17 protein-coding genes are annotated in these 17527 nt (G+C 39.0%); 12 read left to right on the forward strand and 5 right to left on the reverse strand.

Going from position 1 to position 17527, the window contains the following annotated elements:
* Window positions 1-7 precede the first annotated feature (7 nt).
* From ACWPKD_RS00455 to ACWPKD_RS00465, 3 genes are all read left to right on the forward strand, one after another.
* Window positions 8-1225, forward strand: coding sequence for a porin (locus ACWPKD_RS00455; RefSeq protein WP_455410707.1), 1218 nt, complete (start codon window positions 8-10; stop codon window positions 1223-1225).
* Between the two features lie 140 nt (window positions 1226-1365).
* Window positions 1366-4560 (forward strand): cytochrome c biogenesis protein CcsA, encoded by a 3195-nt coding sequence (gene ccsA, locus ACWPKD_RS00460; protein ID WP_455410708.1) that lies wholly within the window; start codon window positions 1366-1368, stop codon window positions 4558-4560.
* 113 nt (window positions 4561-4673) lie between these two features.
* Entirely contained in the window at window positions 4674-5261 is a 588-nt protein-coding gene (locus ACWPKD_RS00465) for a glutathione peroxidase (protein WP_455410709.1), read from the forward strand.
* Window positions 5262-5418: 157 nt separating this feature from the next.
* Here ACWPKD_RS00465 and ACWPKD_RS00470 read toward each other — a convergent pair whose 3' ends face one another.
* Window positions 5419-5916 (reverse strand): N-acetyltransferase family protein, encoded by a 498-nt coding sequence (locus ACWPKD_RS00470; protein WP_455410710.1) that lies wholly within the window; start codon window positions 5914-5916, stop codon window positions 5419-5421.
* A 67-nt stretch (window positions 5917-5983) separates the two neighbouring features.
* Here ACWPKD_RS00470 and ACWPKD_RS00475 point away from each other — a divergent pair, with 67 nt between their 5' ends.
* The 6 genes from ACWPKD_RS00475 to ygiD all read left to right on the forward strand — a co-directional run bounded on the left by ACWPKD_RS00475 (window position 5984) and on the right by ygiD (window position 11518).
* A complete protein-coding gene (locus tag ACWPKD_RS00475) occupies window positions 5984-6664 on the forward strand; it encodes a hypothetical protein (protein ID WP_455410711.1) in 681 nt (226 codons plus the stop codon).
* A 110-nt stretch (window positions 6665-6774) separates the two neighbouring features.
* Window positions 6775-7422, forward strand: coding sequence for a hypothetical protein (locus ACWPKD_RS00480; protein WP_455410712.1), 648 nt, complete (start codon window positions 6775-6777; stop codon window positions 7420-7422).
* 88 nt (window positions 7423-7510) lie between these two features.
* Window positions 7511-9163, forward strand: coding sequence for a 2-succinyl-5-enolpyruvyl-6-hydroxy-3-cyclohexene-1-carboxylic-acid synthase (gene menD / locus ACWPKD_RS00485; protein ID WP_455410713.1), 1653 nt, complete (start codon window positions 7511-7513; stop codon window positions 9161-9163).
* Between the two features lie 96 nt (window positions 9164-9259).
* Window positions 9260-9601, forward strand: coding sequence for a DUF2853 family protein (locus ACWPKD_RS00490; RefSeq protein WP_455410714.1), 342 nt, complete (start codon window positions 9260-9262; stop codon window positions 9599-9601).
* 124 nt (window positions 9602-9725) lie between these two features.
* Window positions 9726-10553 (forward strand): CvfB family protein, encoded by an 828-nt coding sequence (locus tag ACWPKD_RS00495; RefSeq protein ID WP_455410715.1) that lies wholly within the window; start codon window positions 9726-9728, stop codon window positions 10551-10553.
* A 131-nt stretch (window positions 10554-10684) separates the two neighbouring features.
* Window positions 10685-11518 carry a 4,5-DOPA-extradiol-dioxygenase gene (gene ygiD, locus ACWPKD_RS00500; protein ID WP_455410716.1) on the forward strand — a complete coding sequence of 278 codons (834 nt, stop codon included), beginning with the start codon at window positions 10685-10687 and terminating at the stop codon, window positions 11516-11518.
* On the opposite strand, the gene ACWPKD_RS00505 is transcribed toward ygiD, so the two are convergent.
* The 4 genes from ACWPKD_RS00505 to ACWPKD_RS00520 all read right to left on the reverse strand — a co-directional run bounded on the left by ACWPKD_RS00505 (window position 11515) and on the right by ACWPKD_RS00520 (window position 14475).
* Window positions 11515-11949 carry a PH domain-containing protein gene (locus ACWPKD_RS00505; RefSeq protein ID WP_455410717.1) on the reverse strand — a complete coding sequence of 145 codons (435 nt, stop codon included), beginning with the start codon at window positions 11947-11949 and terminating at the stop codon, window positions 11515-11517. The genes ygiD and ACWPKD_RS00505 overlap by 4 nt on opposite strands.
* 184 nt (window positions 11950-12133) lie before the next feature.
* On the reverse strand, window positions 12134-13321 hold the full coding sequence (locus ACWPKD_RS00510) for a serine hydrolase domain-containing protein (RefSeq protein WP_455410718.1): 1188 nt from the start codon (window positions 13319-13321) through the stop codon (window positions 12134-12136).
* A gap of 311 nt (window positions 13322-13632) precedes the next feature.
* A complete protein-coding gene (locus ACWPKD_RS00515) occupies window positions 13633-13833 on the reverse strand; it encodes a hypothetical protein (protein ID WP_455410719.1) in 201 nt (66 codons plus the stop codon).
* A gap of 120 nt (window positions 13834-13953) precedes the next feature.
* Window positions 13954-14475: a hypothetical protein gene (locus tag ACWPKD_RS00520; RefSeq protein WP_455410720.1), complete on the reverse strand. Its 522-nt coding sequence runs from the start codon at window positions 14473-14475 to the stop codon at window positions 13954-13956.
* A 57-nt stretch (window positions 14476-14532) separates the two neighbouring features.
* Between ACWPKD_RS00520 and ACWPKD_RS00525 the strand changes: the two genes are divergently transcribed.
* From ACWPKD_RS00525 to ACWPKD_RS00535, 3 genes are read left to right on the forward strand one after another with little or no spacing between them, the layout of a single operon-like run.
* Complete coding sequence (locus ACWPKD_RS00525) at window positions 14533-15372, forward strand: 1,4-dihydroxy-2-naphthoyl-CoA synthase (RefSeq protein WP_455410721.1); 840 nt, start codon at window positions 14533-14535, stop codon at window positions 15370-15372.
* A gap of 55 nt (window positions 15373-15427) precedes the next feature.
* The gene (locus tag ACWPKD_RS00530) at window positions 15428-15964 is read left to right on the forward strand and encodes a PH domain-containing protein (protein WP_455410722.1); all 537 of its coding nucleotides are present in this window, start codon (window positions 15428-15430) and stop codon (window positions 15962-15964) included.
* Window positions 15957-17483, forward strand: a complete 1527-nt coding sequence (locus tag ACWPKD_RS00535; protein WP_455410723.1) for a PH domain-containing protein — start codon at window positions 15957-15959, stop codon at window positions 17481-17483. The genes ACWPKD_RS00530 and ACWPKD_RS00535 overlap by 8 nt, the downstream gene beginning before the upstream one ends.
* The last annotated feature ends 44 nt before the right edge of the window (window positions 17484-17527 follow it).

Raw genomic sequence — 17527 nt, forward strand, 5'->3', positions numbered from 1 at the left:
TCTTAACATGAAAAAATTAATTACAATTTTGTCATTGTGTTTTGTTGCTGTTTTACAGGCGCAGGACATAAAATTATCTACTAAAGATAACGATTTAAAATTAGCGGCCTTACCGTATTATAGTTATGGTAAAGGATTAGGGATTACTTCTGCGGACAGTTTATTCCAGCTGAACATCCGTTTCCGTATGCAAAACCGTATCGGTTACATTCAGAACGATGGGGAAGATGCGGCGTATGACGGTCAGGTTCGTCGTTTGCGTTTGCGTTTCGACGGTTATGTTGGTAACCCGAAATACTTATATGTATTGCAGTTGTCTTTCGCGCCGGGTGATGTCGGAGAAATCCACGACGGGGAAAATCTGAACATTATTCGTGATGCGGCTGTAATTTACCGCCCGAACAAAAGCTGGAGTTTCACTTTCGGACAAACAAAAATTCCCGGAAACCGTCAGCGTGTAAACTCATCAGGAGCTTTACAGTTAACAGACCGTTCCATCAATAATGCGAAATTCAATATTGACAGGGATTTTGGTATCCAGGCGTATTATCTGCATGAAAAGAAAGATAAGTTCTCTTATAACTTCAAAACAGCCGTTACAACAGGTGAAGGGCGAAACTGGACAAAAAGCCCGGATAATGGAGTGGCATTTACTGGAAAAATCGAATTATTTCCGTTGGGTAGTTTTAAGAAAGACGGTTCCAATTTCGAAGGTGATTTAGCCCGTGAAGATAAACCTAAATTTATGCTTTCCGGGGCAGCACACCAAAACAACCTTGCCAGAAGAACGCAAGGGGAAACCGGTAGTGATTTGTACGAACAGCGCACCATGTCCTCACTTTTCGGAGATGCGGTTTTTAAATACAACGGATGGGCGGCTATGGCCACTTACATGAAACGTATGGCTAAAGATCCGATTACTGTGAATCCTTTGGATATAACCAAAACCAATTATGCCTATGTTGGGGAAGGAATGGATTACCAATTGAGTTATATTTTCCCGTCGATGTATGAAATCATCGGTCGCTATTCGTACCAGAATGCACATGACGATATCAAAGCTTTGACGCCAAATACAAGAGAATATACTATCGGTGTAACCAAATATATTTGGGAGCATGCCTTTAAACTGCAAACGGAATTCACCTATGATCAGTTGCATTATAATAATGGTGCTACCAAAGACAACTGGTATATCCGTTTCCAGGTGGAAATCGGAATTTAATTCAAGACAGACATACAGAATCATAAGCCTGAGCGGAACTTCCAATCAGGCTTTTTTTATTTCTTAAATTTCGTTAAAAAGGCTTAACAAAAGGTTGTTTTTAAGTATCTTCGCGACAATTTGAAAAACCGATTTCCGTCATGGATAAAAAAATATTCTCCTTCTTGTTTTCCACGCGTTTAATGGCTGTTTTGTTTATTGTTTTTGCAGTTGCCATGGCAGCCGGAACTTTTATCGAAAACGAATACAATACCGATACCGCACGAATTTTAATTTACAACACCAGATGGTTCGAAGTAATTATGGTATTTTTCGTAATTAACTTCATCGGAAATATTAAGCGTTACAATTTATTACAGAAAAGCAAATGGGCTTCTTTGTTATTGCATTTGGCGTTTATTCTGATTATTACCGGAGCATTCATTACACGATACATCAGTTTTGAAGGGATGATGCCGATCCGTGAAGGAGAATCGTCCACACAGATTTTTTCGGAGAAGACTTATCTGAATGTTTTTGTGGACGGAAAACATGAAGGCGAAATGAAACGCCGCTCTTTCGAGAAACAATTATTGATGTCACCGGCAACCGATAACGATTTTTCGATTTCAGAGAAGTTTGACGAAATTCCGTTTGAAATCCGATACAAAGATTTCATCATGGGTGCCAAAGAAACCATTAAAGAAGACGCAAACGGTGTTTACTTTCTGAAATTGGTCGAATCCGGAGACGGTACCCGACATGAGCATTTTATCAAAGAAGGAGAAGTGCAAAATATTCATAATGTGTTGTTTGCGTTCAATAAATTCACACAGGGAGCCATTAATATCACCAAAGTAAGTGAGGCTTATACAATCCAGACTCCATTTGACGGTAACTTCATGCGAATGGCCGATCAGTTCAAAGGATCCGTTCAAAAGGACAAAATCCAGCCGTTAATGCTGCGTTCGCTTTATAATATGGGCGGGACACAATTCGTAATTCCGCAGCCTGCCGTTAAAGGAAAGATTGTACACGAATCCAACGGAGATTACAAAGACAAAGATACCGATGATGCTTTGGTGCTCACGGTAACCAATGAAGGAAAAGAAAAAGAAATAACGCTTGTAGGTTCCAAAGGAAAAATGGGCGTTCCGCAATCCTTCAAATTAGGGAACCTTGAATATACGTTCATGTACGGAAGTAAAGTCTATGAAACGCCATTCAGCATTAAACTGAACGATTTTATCGCTTCGAAATATCCGGGAACCGAGAAAAGTTATTCCGCTTTCGAAAGCCAGGTAACGTTGGATGATAAAGAGCAAAACAACAAATTCAACGCAAGAATCTTCATGAATAACGTTTTGGATTACAGAGGTTACCGTTTCTTTCAGGCATCTTTTGACCCGGATGAGCACGGTACCATTCTTTCCGTGAACCACGACTTTTGGGGAACTTGGGTAAGTTATATCGGTTATGCGTTATTGTACATCGGCTTGCTGGGGATTTTGTTTACCAAAGATTCCCGTTTCGGAGATTTAAAACGCAAACTGAAAAAAGTAAAAGGCAAAAAAGCCGCGTTAACTGCAATGATAGCATTGTTTTTCAGTTTTTCTGCATTGGCACAGCATGAAGCACATCAGCCTAAAATGCCTTCGGAAAAACAGATTGATTCCATGCTCTCGAAATACAAAGTATCTGAAGAGCACGCGAAAAAATTTGGCCGCCTGATTGTTCAGGATCAGGGCGGGCGTATGAAACCTGTAAATACGTTTTCATCAGAATTGCTTAGAAAAGTCAGTAAAAGTGATACCTATAAGGGAATGAATTCCGATCAGGCTTTCCTTTCCATGACACAGTTTCCGCAGCTTTGGTATAATGTTCCGATTGTTTTTATTCCAAAATACAACGACAGTATTCACAATCTGATTGGTGCTGATAAAAATGCCAAGTATGTTTCGTTGATGAAATTCTTCGATGAAAGAGGAAATTACAAACTGGCTCCATACCTTGATGAAGCCTATAAAGCTGCCGTTCCGAACAAGTTTCAGACGGATTTTATTGATACCGATAAAAAGGTAAATCTTTTATATTCTGCGTTAAGCGGGCAAATTCTGAAGATTTTCCCTGTTCCGGCAGACAAGAACAACAAATGGGTTTCTCATCTGGAACTGAATGAAGCGCATTTGACCGGTATGGATTCGTTGTTCACTAAAAATGCCATTCCGCTTTATTTGGCTGCATTGGATGAAGTTCCGGTAAAAAAGGATTACAAAACTGCCAATATGTTCCTGGACGGTTTGATCAAATTCCAGAAGAAATATGGTAAAGAAGTATATCCGAGTGAAGAGAAGATTGATTCGGAGATTTTATACAACAAATACGATGTGTTCAAGAAGTTGTATTCCTGGTACATGTATGTTGGATTATTGATGTTGATTTTAGCTATTGTAAACATATTCAACAATAAAAAATGGCTTCAGTTTTCCATTAAAGCCTTTAATGTTATTGTTTTACTATTGTTTTTGCTGCATACTGCAGGATTGATCGCCCGATGGTATATTTCAGGACACGCGCCTTGGAGTGATGCTTACGAATCGATGATTTATGTGAGTTGGGCGACCATGCTTTTTACCTTGGTGCTTGGTTTTGGAAATCCGTTGTGGTTGTTACTGGCAAGACATAAACTGGTAAACAAATCCCCGTTGACAGTTGCAGCCGGTACTTTTGTTGCCTCAATGATTCTTATGATTGCCCACTGGAGCTGGATGGATCCGGCGATTGCCAACTTAAAACCGGTTTTAAATTCATACTGGTTAATGATTCACGTGGCGGTAATTGTAGGGAGTTACGGTCCGTTTACGTTGGGAATGATTTTAGGAATCGTTTCCTTGTTATTGATGTTGTTAACCACCGAAAAGAATAAAAAGAAAATGGAGCTGAATATCCGTGAGTTAACCATTATCAACGAAATGACGCTGACGGTAGGTTTGGTGATGTTGAGCATCGGTAACTTTTTGGGTGGTCAATGGGCTAATGAAAGCTGGGGACGTTACTGGGGATGGGATCCGAAAGAAACCTGGGCGTTAATCAGTATCATGGTCTATGCTTTTGTGATTCACGCGCGGTTTGTTCCGGCTTTACGCGGAAAATGGTTTTTTAACCTGATGAGTGTTTTTGCGTATTACTCAATTATGATGACTTATTTCGGGGTGAATTTCTATTTAACAGGATTGCATTCCTATGCGACAGGCGATAAAGTAGTAACACCGACTTTCGTTTATATTTCTGTGACTTTAGTGACTTTGTTGGGAATTGCTTCTTTCTTTAAATACCGAAAATATTTTAAAAAATAATGAGCACAAAGCCCGCAATCTAAAGGTTGTGGGTTTTTTGTTTAACAAAACTTTAATCACAAAATGTATTTCATAGCATACATTTTGAGTAATTTTATAAAAAAATTAATCGCATGAGAAGTATCATTTTAGCCTTCAGTTTGTTGTTGATAATGAGCTGTCAGGGGCAAAATCAAAATAAAAAAAACATGGAAACAGTACAAAAAAATAAAGTAATGAATGCGCAAAACATTTATCAGTTTAAAGTAAAAGATATTGAAGGTAAAGAATTTGATTTCGCTACTTTGAAAGGAAAAAAAATCATGATTGTCAACACGGCTTCCGAATGTGGCTTAACACCGCAATACGAACAATTACAGCATGTTTACAATGAATTTAAAGACAAAGGATTTGTAATTGTAGGTTTCCCGGCTAATAATTTCGGAGCACAGGAACCTGGGAGCAACGCGGAAATCAAAACGTTTTGCAGCAGAAATTACGGCGTGACTTTCCCGATGATGGAGAAAATTTCGGTAAAAGGGGACGACATGCATCCGTTGTATCATTTCCTGACCGAAAAATCCAAAAACGGTCTGGAAGATAATCAGGTGGAATGGAATTTTCAGAAATACTTAATCAACGAAGAAGGTCAGTTGGAAAACGTGATCAGTCCGAGGGTTTTACCTGATGATAAAGAAATCACTAACTGGATTAAAGCTTAGTGTTCAGTCGCAGTTTACAGTCACAGTATTCAGTCACAGTAATCCGTTAATTTTTCAAGATACAATCAATAAAAAAAGACCTGTAAAAAATCATTTATAGGTCTTTTTTTTATCTGCTTTTTTGAGACTGTCAACTGAGACTGCGACTGAAAATTGCTTACTCCAAAAGAATCTGTACAAAAACCGAATCCAGCCAACGATCGAATTTATAACCGGTTTCCTTGATATGACCCACGCGTTTGAAACCCAGGCGCTCGTGGAAGGCAATACTGCCTCCGTTTTCGGCATCAATTACGCCAATCATGGTGTGGAGTTTCTGAAGTTTTGCTATTTCGATCAATTCTTTCAGTAGGAGCGAACCAATTCCGTTCCCCGTAAAATCTTTGTGTATATATACCGAATGCTCTACGGTAAAGCGGTACCCGATTTTATACCGAAAAGTGCCGTAGGTTCCAAAGCCTGCAATTCTGCCTTCTTTCTCAGCCACCAGAAACGGAAATCCGCTTTCGTTCTTTTCGTTGATTATAGCGGTTTGCTGTTCTAGAGTACGGACGTCATAATCCCAGATGGCAGTTGAGTTAAGAATTTCATGGTTTACGATTTCCAGTACTGCCGGGATGTCTTCAGGGGTTATTTTTCGGATGATTATTGACATAATTTTTGATTCTGAACATAAAATTAGTAAATTTAAAGAAGATAAGGGTAAAAGATGTCGGCCGTTAATGATGAAGGAACATAATTTTTCTAAAGGATTAATCCTATTTTATTTTGTTAATCTGCTCATATACAGTGTTTTTTCATTATTGGATAATGAGGAAATGGGGAAGTATTTTTGGTTTTCAAGGATACCGATTCTGATGATTTTGTATTTTATTACCTCCAAAGAAAGAAAACCGTTCTACTTTTTAGGGCTTTTGTTGTATCAGTTAGCTTCAGTATTGTTTTTTACCGGAAATGAGGAGTATTTCCTCTACGGTACTTTTTCCTCGGTATTGTTTAAATTCTGTTTGGTTTTACTGGTTTTGGATTTATTTGCCGTAAGAAAGCGGATGGCCATTATTTTTGCCAGTCTGCCTTTTTTCGTTTTGTATTTATATGTAATCGAGCTGGTAGTCGAATCGCTGGGTGACAGTTATTATATATGGATACTAAATGCCCTTTTGACATCTTTTATGGGAGGCATTGCGATCATTCATTATGTAAACGAAAACGATGAAAAAGGCTATTGGCTGTTAATCAGTGCTATCCTGTTTATTGTGCAGATTGCGGCCTTTTTTATCAATAAATTCTATGTTAAAAGCGATGGGATTTACCAGATGGTAATTCTTTCCTATGGCATTTCACATTTCACCTTTTATAAATTCCTGGTGCTGAAGGAAGAAGAGAAATTGGTGCCGGAATGATGCTGTAATCAGTTGTTATTCAGTAAATTATTTAACAAATTCCAAAAAAAGCCATAACTTTAAGTATGGTTTTTCAGCATAATGATATTAGTATACGCAACCTTACACTATTGTACTTTTCGGTTATCGTCTTGTACAGTATTTTTGTTTATTTCGACTATGCTCCTTTAAAAGAAGTCTTTGGTTTTATCAGGGTACCGGTCTTAATGTTGCTTTATTTTTTTTCGTCTTTAAAGAAAGATTATTGGTATTTTTTAGCGTTACTTTTATTTCAGGCTGCTTATGTACTGTTTAACCAGCAATCGGATACGAGCCTTTTAATTGGTGCCATTGTTTCGGTCCTGTTTCGGATTTCACTTTTGATCATCATCTTCAGGGCTATTAGCGATAAGCGCTGGAAGACTATCATTTTAACCTCGTTGCCCATTGTTTTTATCTTTTGGTACCTTGTCAATTTAATCAAAGAAAATGTTCAGAACAGTTATTACATATGGCTGCTCAATGGTTTTTTAACTGCATTTGTAGGAGGTTTGGCCGTATCGAATTATTGTTATAAGGAAGACCGGAAAAGTTATTGGCTGTTAATCAGTGCATTGCTTTTTGTGGTTCAGGTCGGTTTGTTTTTTGTCAACAGATTTTATCTGAAGCAGCAGATATTCCTCCAACTGATTATTGTCTTTTATGGCGTTTCCCATTACACATTTTATAGATTCATGGTTTATAAAGATGAAGAACTGGCTAAGAAAGCAGAGAAGTAAATTCCAAATAACCGAATCCTCAAATCCCAAATAACCAAATCCTCAAATCCCCAAATATTTGTATCTTTGTTTCTTACCGGATTATAAAATGATTTACCCAAAAATACCTTTAGCCCAAAGTATTATAGAAATCCTGCGCGCTAAAGACATCCACGATATCGTAATTTCCCCAGGCTCCCGTAATGCACCGTTAACCATAGGATTCGCTAGCAATCCGGCTTTTGACTGTTACAGTATAGCCGATGAACGTTGCGCTGCGTTTTTTGCCATGGGAATGGCCCAGCAGAAGAAAAAGCCCGTAGTTTTGGTTTGTACTTCCGGTTCGGCCTTGCTGAATTATTATCCTGCAGTAGCCGAAGCGTTTTACAGTCAGATTCCCCTGATTATCGTTTCAGCGGACCGACCGAAAAACAAAATCGATATCGGTGACGGGCAGACCATCCGTCAGGAAAATGTTTATGCGAATCATATTCTTTTCAATGCCAACTTATTGGAAGATGCTTCGGAAGAAAACGATTTGAAAATCAACGAAGCCATTCATGTAGCCATTACACAGAAAGGCCCGGTGCATATCAACGCTCCCTTTGAAGAACCGCTTTACGAAACTGTTGCAGCACTTTCGGTTACCCCGGCTGTTGTAGATTTATACAAGGAAGAAAAGCAGTTGCCCCATCTGGAAGCCTTTGCAAAACAATGGGCTGCTGCGAAGAAGAAACTCATTTTAATCGGGGTGAATTATCCGGCTCAAATCGATACCAAAATCATTGAAAATCTTGCAAATGATCCTTCAGTTGTTGTAATGATTGAGGCAACGTCGAATATTCATCACCCGAATTTCATCACTAATATTGATACGATAATCACGCCATTTTCCGAAGAAGACTTCAAGGCTTTTCAACCGGAAATCCTGATTACTATAGGCGGAATGGTGGTGTCTAAAAGAATAAAAGCTTTTTTAAGAAAATACCAGCCTCAGGAACATTGGCACATAGACGAATTACGCGCGTACAACACTTTTGATTGCCTTACTCAGCATTTTGAAGTTACGCCAAACCGTTTTTTCAGCGAATTGCTTCCGATGACAACAGCTGGGGAAAGTGATTATCTTCAAAAAACTCTGGATTTAAAAACGTTGCGAAGCGAAAAGCACAAGCAATATCTTGAGGCCGTTCCGTATTCAGATTTTAAGGTTTTCGGTACGATTTTCCCAATGTTGCCAACCAATATACAATTACAGATCAGTAACAGTTCACCAATACGTTATGCGCAGTTGTTTGCCATCGATTCAAGAATCGAAGTGTATTGTAACAGAGGAACCAGCGGTATAGACGGCAGTACCACAACAGCAATCGGAGCAGCTCTGGCATCCGGAAAACCAACAGTAATGATTACCGGAGACGTGAGTTTCTTTTACGACAGCAACGCGCTTTGGAACAGTTATATCCCGAAAGATTTCAAGATCATTGTGATTAACAACCGGGGCGGCGGGATTTTCAGGATTTTGCCGGGCCATCAGGAAACACCGGTTTTTAATACTTATTTTGAAACAACGCATCAATTAACGGCAAATCATTTGGCTAAGATGTATGGTTTCGACTATTTTGAAGCGAATAACGAGTCGGAACTGACAACCGGAATGGAATCTTTTTTGAACGCCGATAAACCGTCTATTTTGGAAATTTTTACCCCGACCGAAGTAAACGATGTGGTTTTGAAGAACTACTTTAAAAGTTTAACATAATTATAATAGTTCCGGGGTAAGAAACAGTGCCTGCTTTTCGTTGTAATGCTTAAATTTGAAAGGATTGTCCTTTATACACTTCAAAAATTCAGCATTATGAGTAAACGAGATGAACTGATTGTCAAATACGCTGCCGATTTAAAAGACAAGTGCGGTGTAACCCCAAACATGGATTTGCTTACCAAAGTGACCATTGGCTGCGGACCTTCTATTTACAATGCCGATTCGGCAACGGTTTCCGGTTCCTCCGAAAAGGAACTTGAGATTGTAAAGAACAATTTTTTAATCAAAAAGCTAGGTTTAAAAGACAGTCCCGAGCTGATCAAAGGCATCAATACGGTAATTGAGAAGTATGGTAAATCGAATAAAAACAAATACAGAGCCGTAGTGTATTACTTGTTAGCGGTTCATTTTAAGAAAGAAAACGTATACAAATAAATAGTATTCTGATAAAGATAAGCGTCCAAATCGGGCGCTTTTTTGTTGAAACCACTTTGAAACTTTGTACCTTTGCCGCTTTGACCCGAGCCATAAAGGCGAACAGATATAATAAACTGCAGATATGATTGAAATAGGCAAATACAACACCCTGAAAATAGCCAGAACAACCTCCATAGGATTATACCTAACCGATGGCACCACGGACATCTTATTACCCAATAAATATGTACCGAAGAGTTTTCAGCTTGAAGATGAAATCGAGGTGTTTGTGTATTTGGATCAGGAAGAACGACCGGTGGCCACAACACTTGAACCTTACATTTATCTGAATGAGTTTTCCTTGTTACGGGTAAATTACACCAATAAATCCGGAGCTTTCCTTGATATGGGGCTTGAAAAGGATTTGTTCGTTCCCTTCAGGGAGCAGGCGAGACCAATGGATCAGGGAAAACGCTATCTGGTCTACATGTATCTTGATGAGAAAAGCAACCGTTTGGTAGGTTCGAGTAAAACCAATCAGTTTTTGGATAATAAGGAAATTACCGTTGAAGTAGGGGAAGAAGTCGATCTGATCGTTTCTCATATCACTGAAGTGGGGATTAACGTAATCATCAACGAAAAACACAAAGGATTGCTGTATCAGAATGAAGTTTTCGAGGATTTACGCACCGGAGACCGTATTATCGGCTACATAAAAAACATTCGCCCGGACGGTAAAATTGACGTTTCCCGTCAGCCATTCGGTATGGAACGTATCGATGCTTCTGCTCAGGCTATTTTAGATGAACTGAAAGCCAGTCGCGGTTTCTTGCGTCTGAACGACGATTCCCATCCGGAAGATATCAAAACCGTGCTTCGCATGAGCAAAAAAACTTTCAAGAAAGCTGTCGGAACGCTTTACAAGCAAAAGCTGATCGAAATCAAGCCGGACGGAATTTATCTTTTGTAAATCAATTGTTTACTGTTAAAATGTCTTAATTTTATAATTCGTATTTGACTTATTATTACATTTGTATATACAATTATTGTATAGAAATGTATAGGGGCGATTTTATAAAAACTATAATAGGAGGAACTGTCATGGCAAGTTTGCAACCGTTTTATAACTGGACAAAGGATTTAAAGGAAGAAGAGGTAAAGCTTCCGGTTTTATTTATCGGCCATGGTTCGCCGATGAATGGTATTGAAGACACCGAGTTTTCAAGAAATTGGGCCAAAATGGGTACTGAAATCCCAAAACCGAAGGCAGTGTTGGTGGTTTCTGCGCATTGGCTGACAAACGGTACCCATATCACTGCGATGAACAATCCTAAAACGATTCACGATTTCGGTGGTTTTCCTCAGGAATTGTTTGAAGTACAATATCCGGCGCCCGGAAGTCCTGAACTGGCTTTGGAAACCAAAAAACTAATTACTTCCACAGAAGTTGGATTGGATCACGATTGGGGCTTGGATCACGGCACCTGGACGGTTGTGCGTCATATGTATCCCGATGCAGACATTCCGGTGTTGCAGCTAAGTATTGATTACAACAAGCCGCCTCAATACCATTATGATTTAGCGAAACAGTTAGCCGCCTTGCGTAAAAAAGGCGTTTTGATCATCGGTAGCGGGAATATGGTGCACAATTTGCGAATGGTCGCCTGGGACAAACTAAGCGAACCGGAATACGGGTACGATTGGGCTACGGAAATGAATACGATTTTCAAAAGCAAAATTTCCGATGGGAACCATAAAGCTTTAATCGACTATGAAACCCTGAATAAAGCAGCGAAACTGGCTATTCCAACACCGGATCATTATTATCCGATGTTGTATTCCCTCGCCTTACAGGATGCAAAAGACGAGGTGCGTTTCTTCAACGATAAAGCGGTAGGAGGTTCCTTAACGATGACTTCCGTGAAAATCGGTTAAGCGATGATCTGGATATTCGGGTTGATTTTTAGCAATTCGGCTAAAAATTCCGATTTGTTTTTTGGTGAAATGTAAATGTCGTCGAATTTATTGTAGGTAATCGTTAGCCCGTAAGAACCAAGCCCTGGTTTTAAGAGGGAAGTCACATACCAGGTTTTTACATTCTCTATTTTGTTGATTTTTAAGATGTCGATTTTACCACGGATAGGGCCAGAGCAATAATAGAGATGATTGTCTTCTATTTTATAGTTGGTGTCCAGAAGTATCCACAAAATTAAAGCGCCAACCACTCCTAAAAAGATTTTGATGGGAATCGGCATTTCTTCCCCAATTTCATTCTTTCCGATAAAAAAAGAGGCAATAATTCCGAAAACAATCATCACCAAAACCGGAACAATAATAGGATTCAATGTGGAACGATAGGTTTTCATTGTTTTAAGTTGTAAAGTTCAGCTATCTTCAATCTTCAATCTTCAGTCTTCAGTCTTCAGTCTTCAATCTTCAATCTTCAGTCTTCAGTCTTCAGTCTTCAGTCTTCAATCTTCAATCTTCAATCTTCAGTCTTCAATCTCAAATCTGCAATCTGCAATCTGCAATCTGCAATCTTCAGTCTGACTATTCTGCTCCAATCATCGCATCCTTAAACTTAAACGGATAATCCCCGAAATGAGGCGCCAGTTTTTTGGTTTGATACGTTTTGTGCGTGTATTTGTTTGATAAGGAAATCAAAGTGACATTTTCTTTTCTCAAAGTTACCAAAGATGAGGTGTTGCCGTGCCACCAACCGTTGTGGAAGAAGTACTTTTGTCCAGTTTCAAACTCCATCATTCGGATGCCTAAGCCGTAGTTTCGCTGTCCTTTGGCTTCATAGCTGTACCCTTTGAACATTTCTTTTTTCATTTCAGGGCTCAGGAATTCATCGGAATACGTGGCAATATCAAATTTCAGCAAATCTCTCGCCGTGGAATAAATATTCTTATCGCCATATACCTGATCCAAAAATTCAAAGGCCAAACGCAAATAGTTGTTTTTATAGGATTGGCTCACTTCGTCTTTCTTTTCCAGATTGTCAAAAACGAAGGTATTTTTCATGCCAAGCGGTTCGAAAATCATCTCTTTCATCGTTTGTGAATAGGATTTTCCGGTCGCTTTTTCAATAATCAGTGCTAAAAGCGCATAATTGGTGTTGCAATAACCAAAACGCGTTCCGGGTTTAGATTCCAATCCTATGGGTTTGGTCGCCAAAAGATCTAAAACATCCTGATTGGTAAGGGTTTGTTTTTTGTCCCATACGCCTTTATCAGCTGTAAAATAAGCGTAATTGCGTAAGCCGCTTCGGTGGTTCAAAAGCATACGGACCGTGGTAACCTCGTGAGGGAAAGTCGGTAAATAGGCCTGAACGGTTTTGTCAAGTTGTATTTTGCCTTCATCCACAAGTTTCAGAACACAAACCGCGGTTAACGTTTTACTTACCGAGGCAATATGAATCGGGGTTTCGGCTTCTATTTTCCAGCCTTTTTCCTTGTAAGCGTAGCCGCTGTAGTTTTCATAAACCACCTGTCCGTTTTTAGCTACAAGAAATGCACCACTAAAGTCTTTCGGGTTGTAATGTTTGTTGTAAAAGCTTTCAACATACGATTTGTTTTCCGCTAAATATTTTTTGCTCAGCTTGGGTAAACTTACTTCGTATTTATCGGCTAATAATAACGTATCGTTGGGGTTTCCGTTTTTTCCTGATTTATCTTTATTGCAGCTTAGTAATAATGAAAGGGAAAGTAAGGTGATATATCTTGAGATGTTCATTGGTAATCTTAGGTAAAAAGCAAATATAACTAACTGTTATAATTTTCAAAACTGTTCTTTTAATTATTTCTGTTAAAATTATCCCGTCTTAATTCAGTGTATGACGAAATAAAAAAGGCTAACCTTTTGAGTTAGCCTAATTATTTTTAAAAAAAATAAATTCTGACATACTGATCAGCCGAAAAATAGTGCTGAAAAGAGTTGCCTTAAAATTTCTTTGTCTTTTAAATGGATAGTCGAAACTTCATCACATTAACCCGACATTCACTTCGTTACCCGTGGTTTTTAAAATAACTTAAAAGAAATTGACTTTATTTTTTTGTCAATGTGTCCTTTTCAACTCCCACAGGTGCTACTTCGTCAGCATTAATGCTGTCAGTGGCAACGGAATCCACTTGCTCTTGCATTGTTGTTTCTGGTGTTGCTTCTTCCGGTTTTACTTCAGAAGAGTTTTTACAACTTGCAAAAAATACTACAGATAAAAGAGCGACAAAAATTACAGATTTTTTCAAAGAATAACTTTTTAATTAATAAATCAGTGAGCTAACTTCTTGTGAAAGAAGTAGTTAAAATTACAAAAAAAAGAATTCAAAGAAAAGAAGCGTTGAAAACTTTTATGTTAAAGTTTTCAATTAGATCAGTTTAAAGCTTGCGACGAAATCCGTTACCTCTTTAGAGGTAGTGTTTCCCAATATCAAAACCTGAAACAATTGGTTTGATTTAAAAATATAGTTCGCTTTTACTTCAGTGTCATTAATGGTTCCTTCAACTTTATGTGCCGGAAATTTACCTTCGTATAAGTATTTTTCTTCTTTAACCGATTTAAATTCGGCTCCCATTTGTTTGGCAAGATTGTTTATCGCTCCGTTTTTTGAACCGTTCAATAAACCCTGAACACCTGCTTCATCTAATTTTTTAACAATGTCTTCTGCAAATTTATTAACAGAAAGCATAATCACATAATCTTGCCCTTCGGACACGTACATCGTCATGGGAGTATCACCAAGTTTTGTCGGAATGTTTTGATTTACAACCTGTGGCGCAACCGCAAATTTAGCAGCGAATCCAGATTCGGAATAAGTAGTAAGAGAAGATTGTGCAAAGGATGTAACACTAAACAGTGCAAACAATGCAAGAGTTAAGATTTTTTTCATTTTTATGTTTCTTTATATTGGCGCTAAAATAGTATTTTTACGATAAAATTTGAAATTATGAGTACAATCAACTGGAAAACCGTAAAGGAGTTTGAAGATATCACCTATAAAAAATGCGACGGCGTTGCCCGAATCGCGTTCAACCGCCCGGATGTTCGCAATGCGTTCCGTCCGAAGACCACTAAGGAACTTTTAGAAGCTTTTCATGATGCGCACGAAGATACTTCTATCGGAGTGGTATTGTTGTCTGCGGAAGGGCCTTCTAGTAAAGACGGCATCTGGTCGTTTTGCAGTGGTGGCGATCAGAAAGCAAGAGGAAAGCAAGGATACGTAGGCGATGACGGTTACCACAGATTAAATATTTTAGAAGTACAGCGTTTAATCCGTTTTATGCCAAAAGCGGTGATTGCCGTAGTGCCGGGTTGGGCTGTTGGCGGAGGACACAGTTTGCATGTAGTTTGCGATTTGACCTTAGCGAGTAAAGAGCATGCGATTTTCAAACAAACGGATGCGGATGTTACGAGTTTCGACGGCGGTTATGGATCGGCATATTTGGCAAAAATGGTAGGACAGAAGAAAGCCCGTGAAATCTTCTTTTTAGGCAGAAACTACTCCGCTCAGGATGCTTTTGATATGGGCATGGTAAATGCAGTGGTGCCTCACGCAGAATTGGAAGATACAGCGTATCAATGGGCACAGGAAATCCTTGAGAAATCGCCAATCTCTATTAAAATGCTGAAGTTTGCCATGAATTTAACCGATGACGGTATGGTAGGACAGCAGGTTTTTGCAGGAGAAGCTACCCGTTTGGCTTATATGTCCGATGAAGCGATTGAAGGACGAAATGCGTTCCTTGAAAAACGTAAGCCTAATTTTGAGAAGAAATATATTCCGTAGTCGAAAGTCGAACTTCAAGAGTCATAATTCGTAATTTCTAATTCGTAATTGTAAAGTGAATTTCACCAACGAAACCATAAACATCGCCGAGCTTCCTAAATATGAAGAAGTTCCATTACAGCCGTTGCATCCGGATTACTGGAAAATCATGTTGATCGCAAGATTTATTTTTCTGGGAATTATGAGTGCTGCTGCAGGATTACTATTGTTGTTTAATGAAGAACTCCGTGAGTTTTGGCTTTTCTTTGCGATTGCCGTAGCGTTGGTTTTTCTGATGACGTTATTTTTGGGGAGAATCAGTTTCAGGAAGAAAGGGTATGCTTTCCGTCAGCACGATGTGTTGTACAGGAGCGGTGTCATTGCGGAAACGACAACGATAATTCCGTTCAGCAGGGTGCAGCACGTGGCATTGCATGAAGGTGTTTTTGCCCGAATGTTCGGTTTGGCTTCCGTTGGTATTTTTACCGCCGGTGGTGGCGACAGCGATATCGAAATTCCTGGGATTGAAAGAGAAAAAGCGATGCAGATCAAGCAATTGCTGATGTCGAAACTTACCGAACAACCTCATAATTCAGTTTCGGAAAATGAGTGAAAAAGCCCAATTTAACCAACCGCAACGACAATCCCTGGTAGGTGTCCTGGTCATGTTTACCGACACGTTTCAGAAGATTGCCCGCGCCATGTGGCCGATACTGGTGGTCTGGTTGTTCAAATTCAACGAAATGAACAAGCTCTATCTGGGTTTGGGCTTAATCGTAGTCATTCTGGTTGTCGGGATAATTGCGTATTTGCAATATTGGAATTTTACCTTTTATATCGATGAAGACAACGACGAATTCATCATCAATAAAGGTGTGTTGAATAAAACCAAAATTGCTATTCAACTGCATAAAATCCAGCAGGTTAATATCAATCAGACATTAATTCAGAAGATAATCGGCGTTCATGCTTTGGATGTGGATACGGCGGGAAGCAACAAAAAAGAGGTTTCCATTCGTGCCATTTCCCATGAGTTGGCGGTAGCATTAAAAACAAAACTGTTAAGTGAAGCCAAAAGAACTACTGAAAGTACCGAGCAGGATAGTGTCGATGCGGTTGCAAAAGAAGAACCTTTCATCAAAATCGGTTTGCCTAGTCTGATTAAAATCGGGATTACCTCCAATTATGTGCGCAGTTTTTTCATCATACTTGCTTTTTTTATCACGATTTATGAAAATGTAAACCAGTTTTTAAGAAGTGCCGATGCCAATGGTGCTGCCGATGCCGTGGATGAAAAGATCGACAGTTTGATCAATACCAATGCGGTGCTCTATTCGGGCGTGATATTCATTTTACTGATGTTCGCCTTGATTTTAGTAGTGAATCTGGTGAGGACAATCATCCGTTATTTCGACTTTAAACTGGCCAAACAAAACCATTCACTATTACTGTCTTACGGATTGCTGAATACTAAAAACACCATCATCAAACCGGAAAAAGTACAGATTGTGGCTTTGAGTCAAAACTGGTTACAGAAAAAGATGGATGTGTTAAACATCAAAATCAAACAGGCCTCCGGTAGCGAAACAGACAAAGAGAATAAAAAATCGGCGCTTGAAATCCCGGGTTGTAACGCTGTGGAGAAAGATGAAATCTTAAAACTACTTTTCAGTAAACTTCCGCAAAGAGGAGCTGTTCAAAAACCTAACTGGCGTTATTTTATATTTCCGGTGCTGTTTTACATGGTGCTGCCTGTGAGCCTGTGGTTTTTTATTGGCTTCAATATAGAGGCTCAAGCGTTTGAGTATTCGTTGTTTCTTCCGCTGTATTTGAGTTTTGTGGGTATAATGTTGTATTTCAGTTTCAGGCATTATCGTTTGTTTGTAAACAACCAATACATCATCAAACAAAGCGGGGCGTGGGACATTGATAACGAAATTATAGAACCGCACAAGATTCAGTCTATAAAAGTAAGTCAGTTCTTCTGGCATAAACCTGCAAATGTTGGCAGTATCATCATTTGTACGGCCGGAGGGAATGTGTCGTTTCATCTGGGGAATTTTCAGCAGATAAAAGAATTGGCAAATATCTGGTTGTATCAGGTGGAAACCACGGAAAAGAACTGGATGTAGATCAGTAGCCAGTTTAGTGTTCAGTAAATGGAATTGATAAAATT

This window comes from Flavobacterium pedocola, assembly GCF_053764385.1.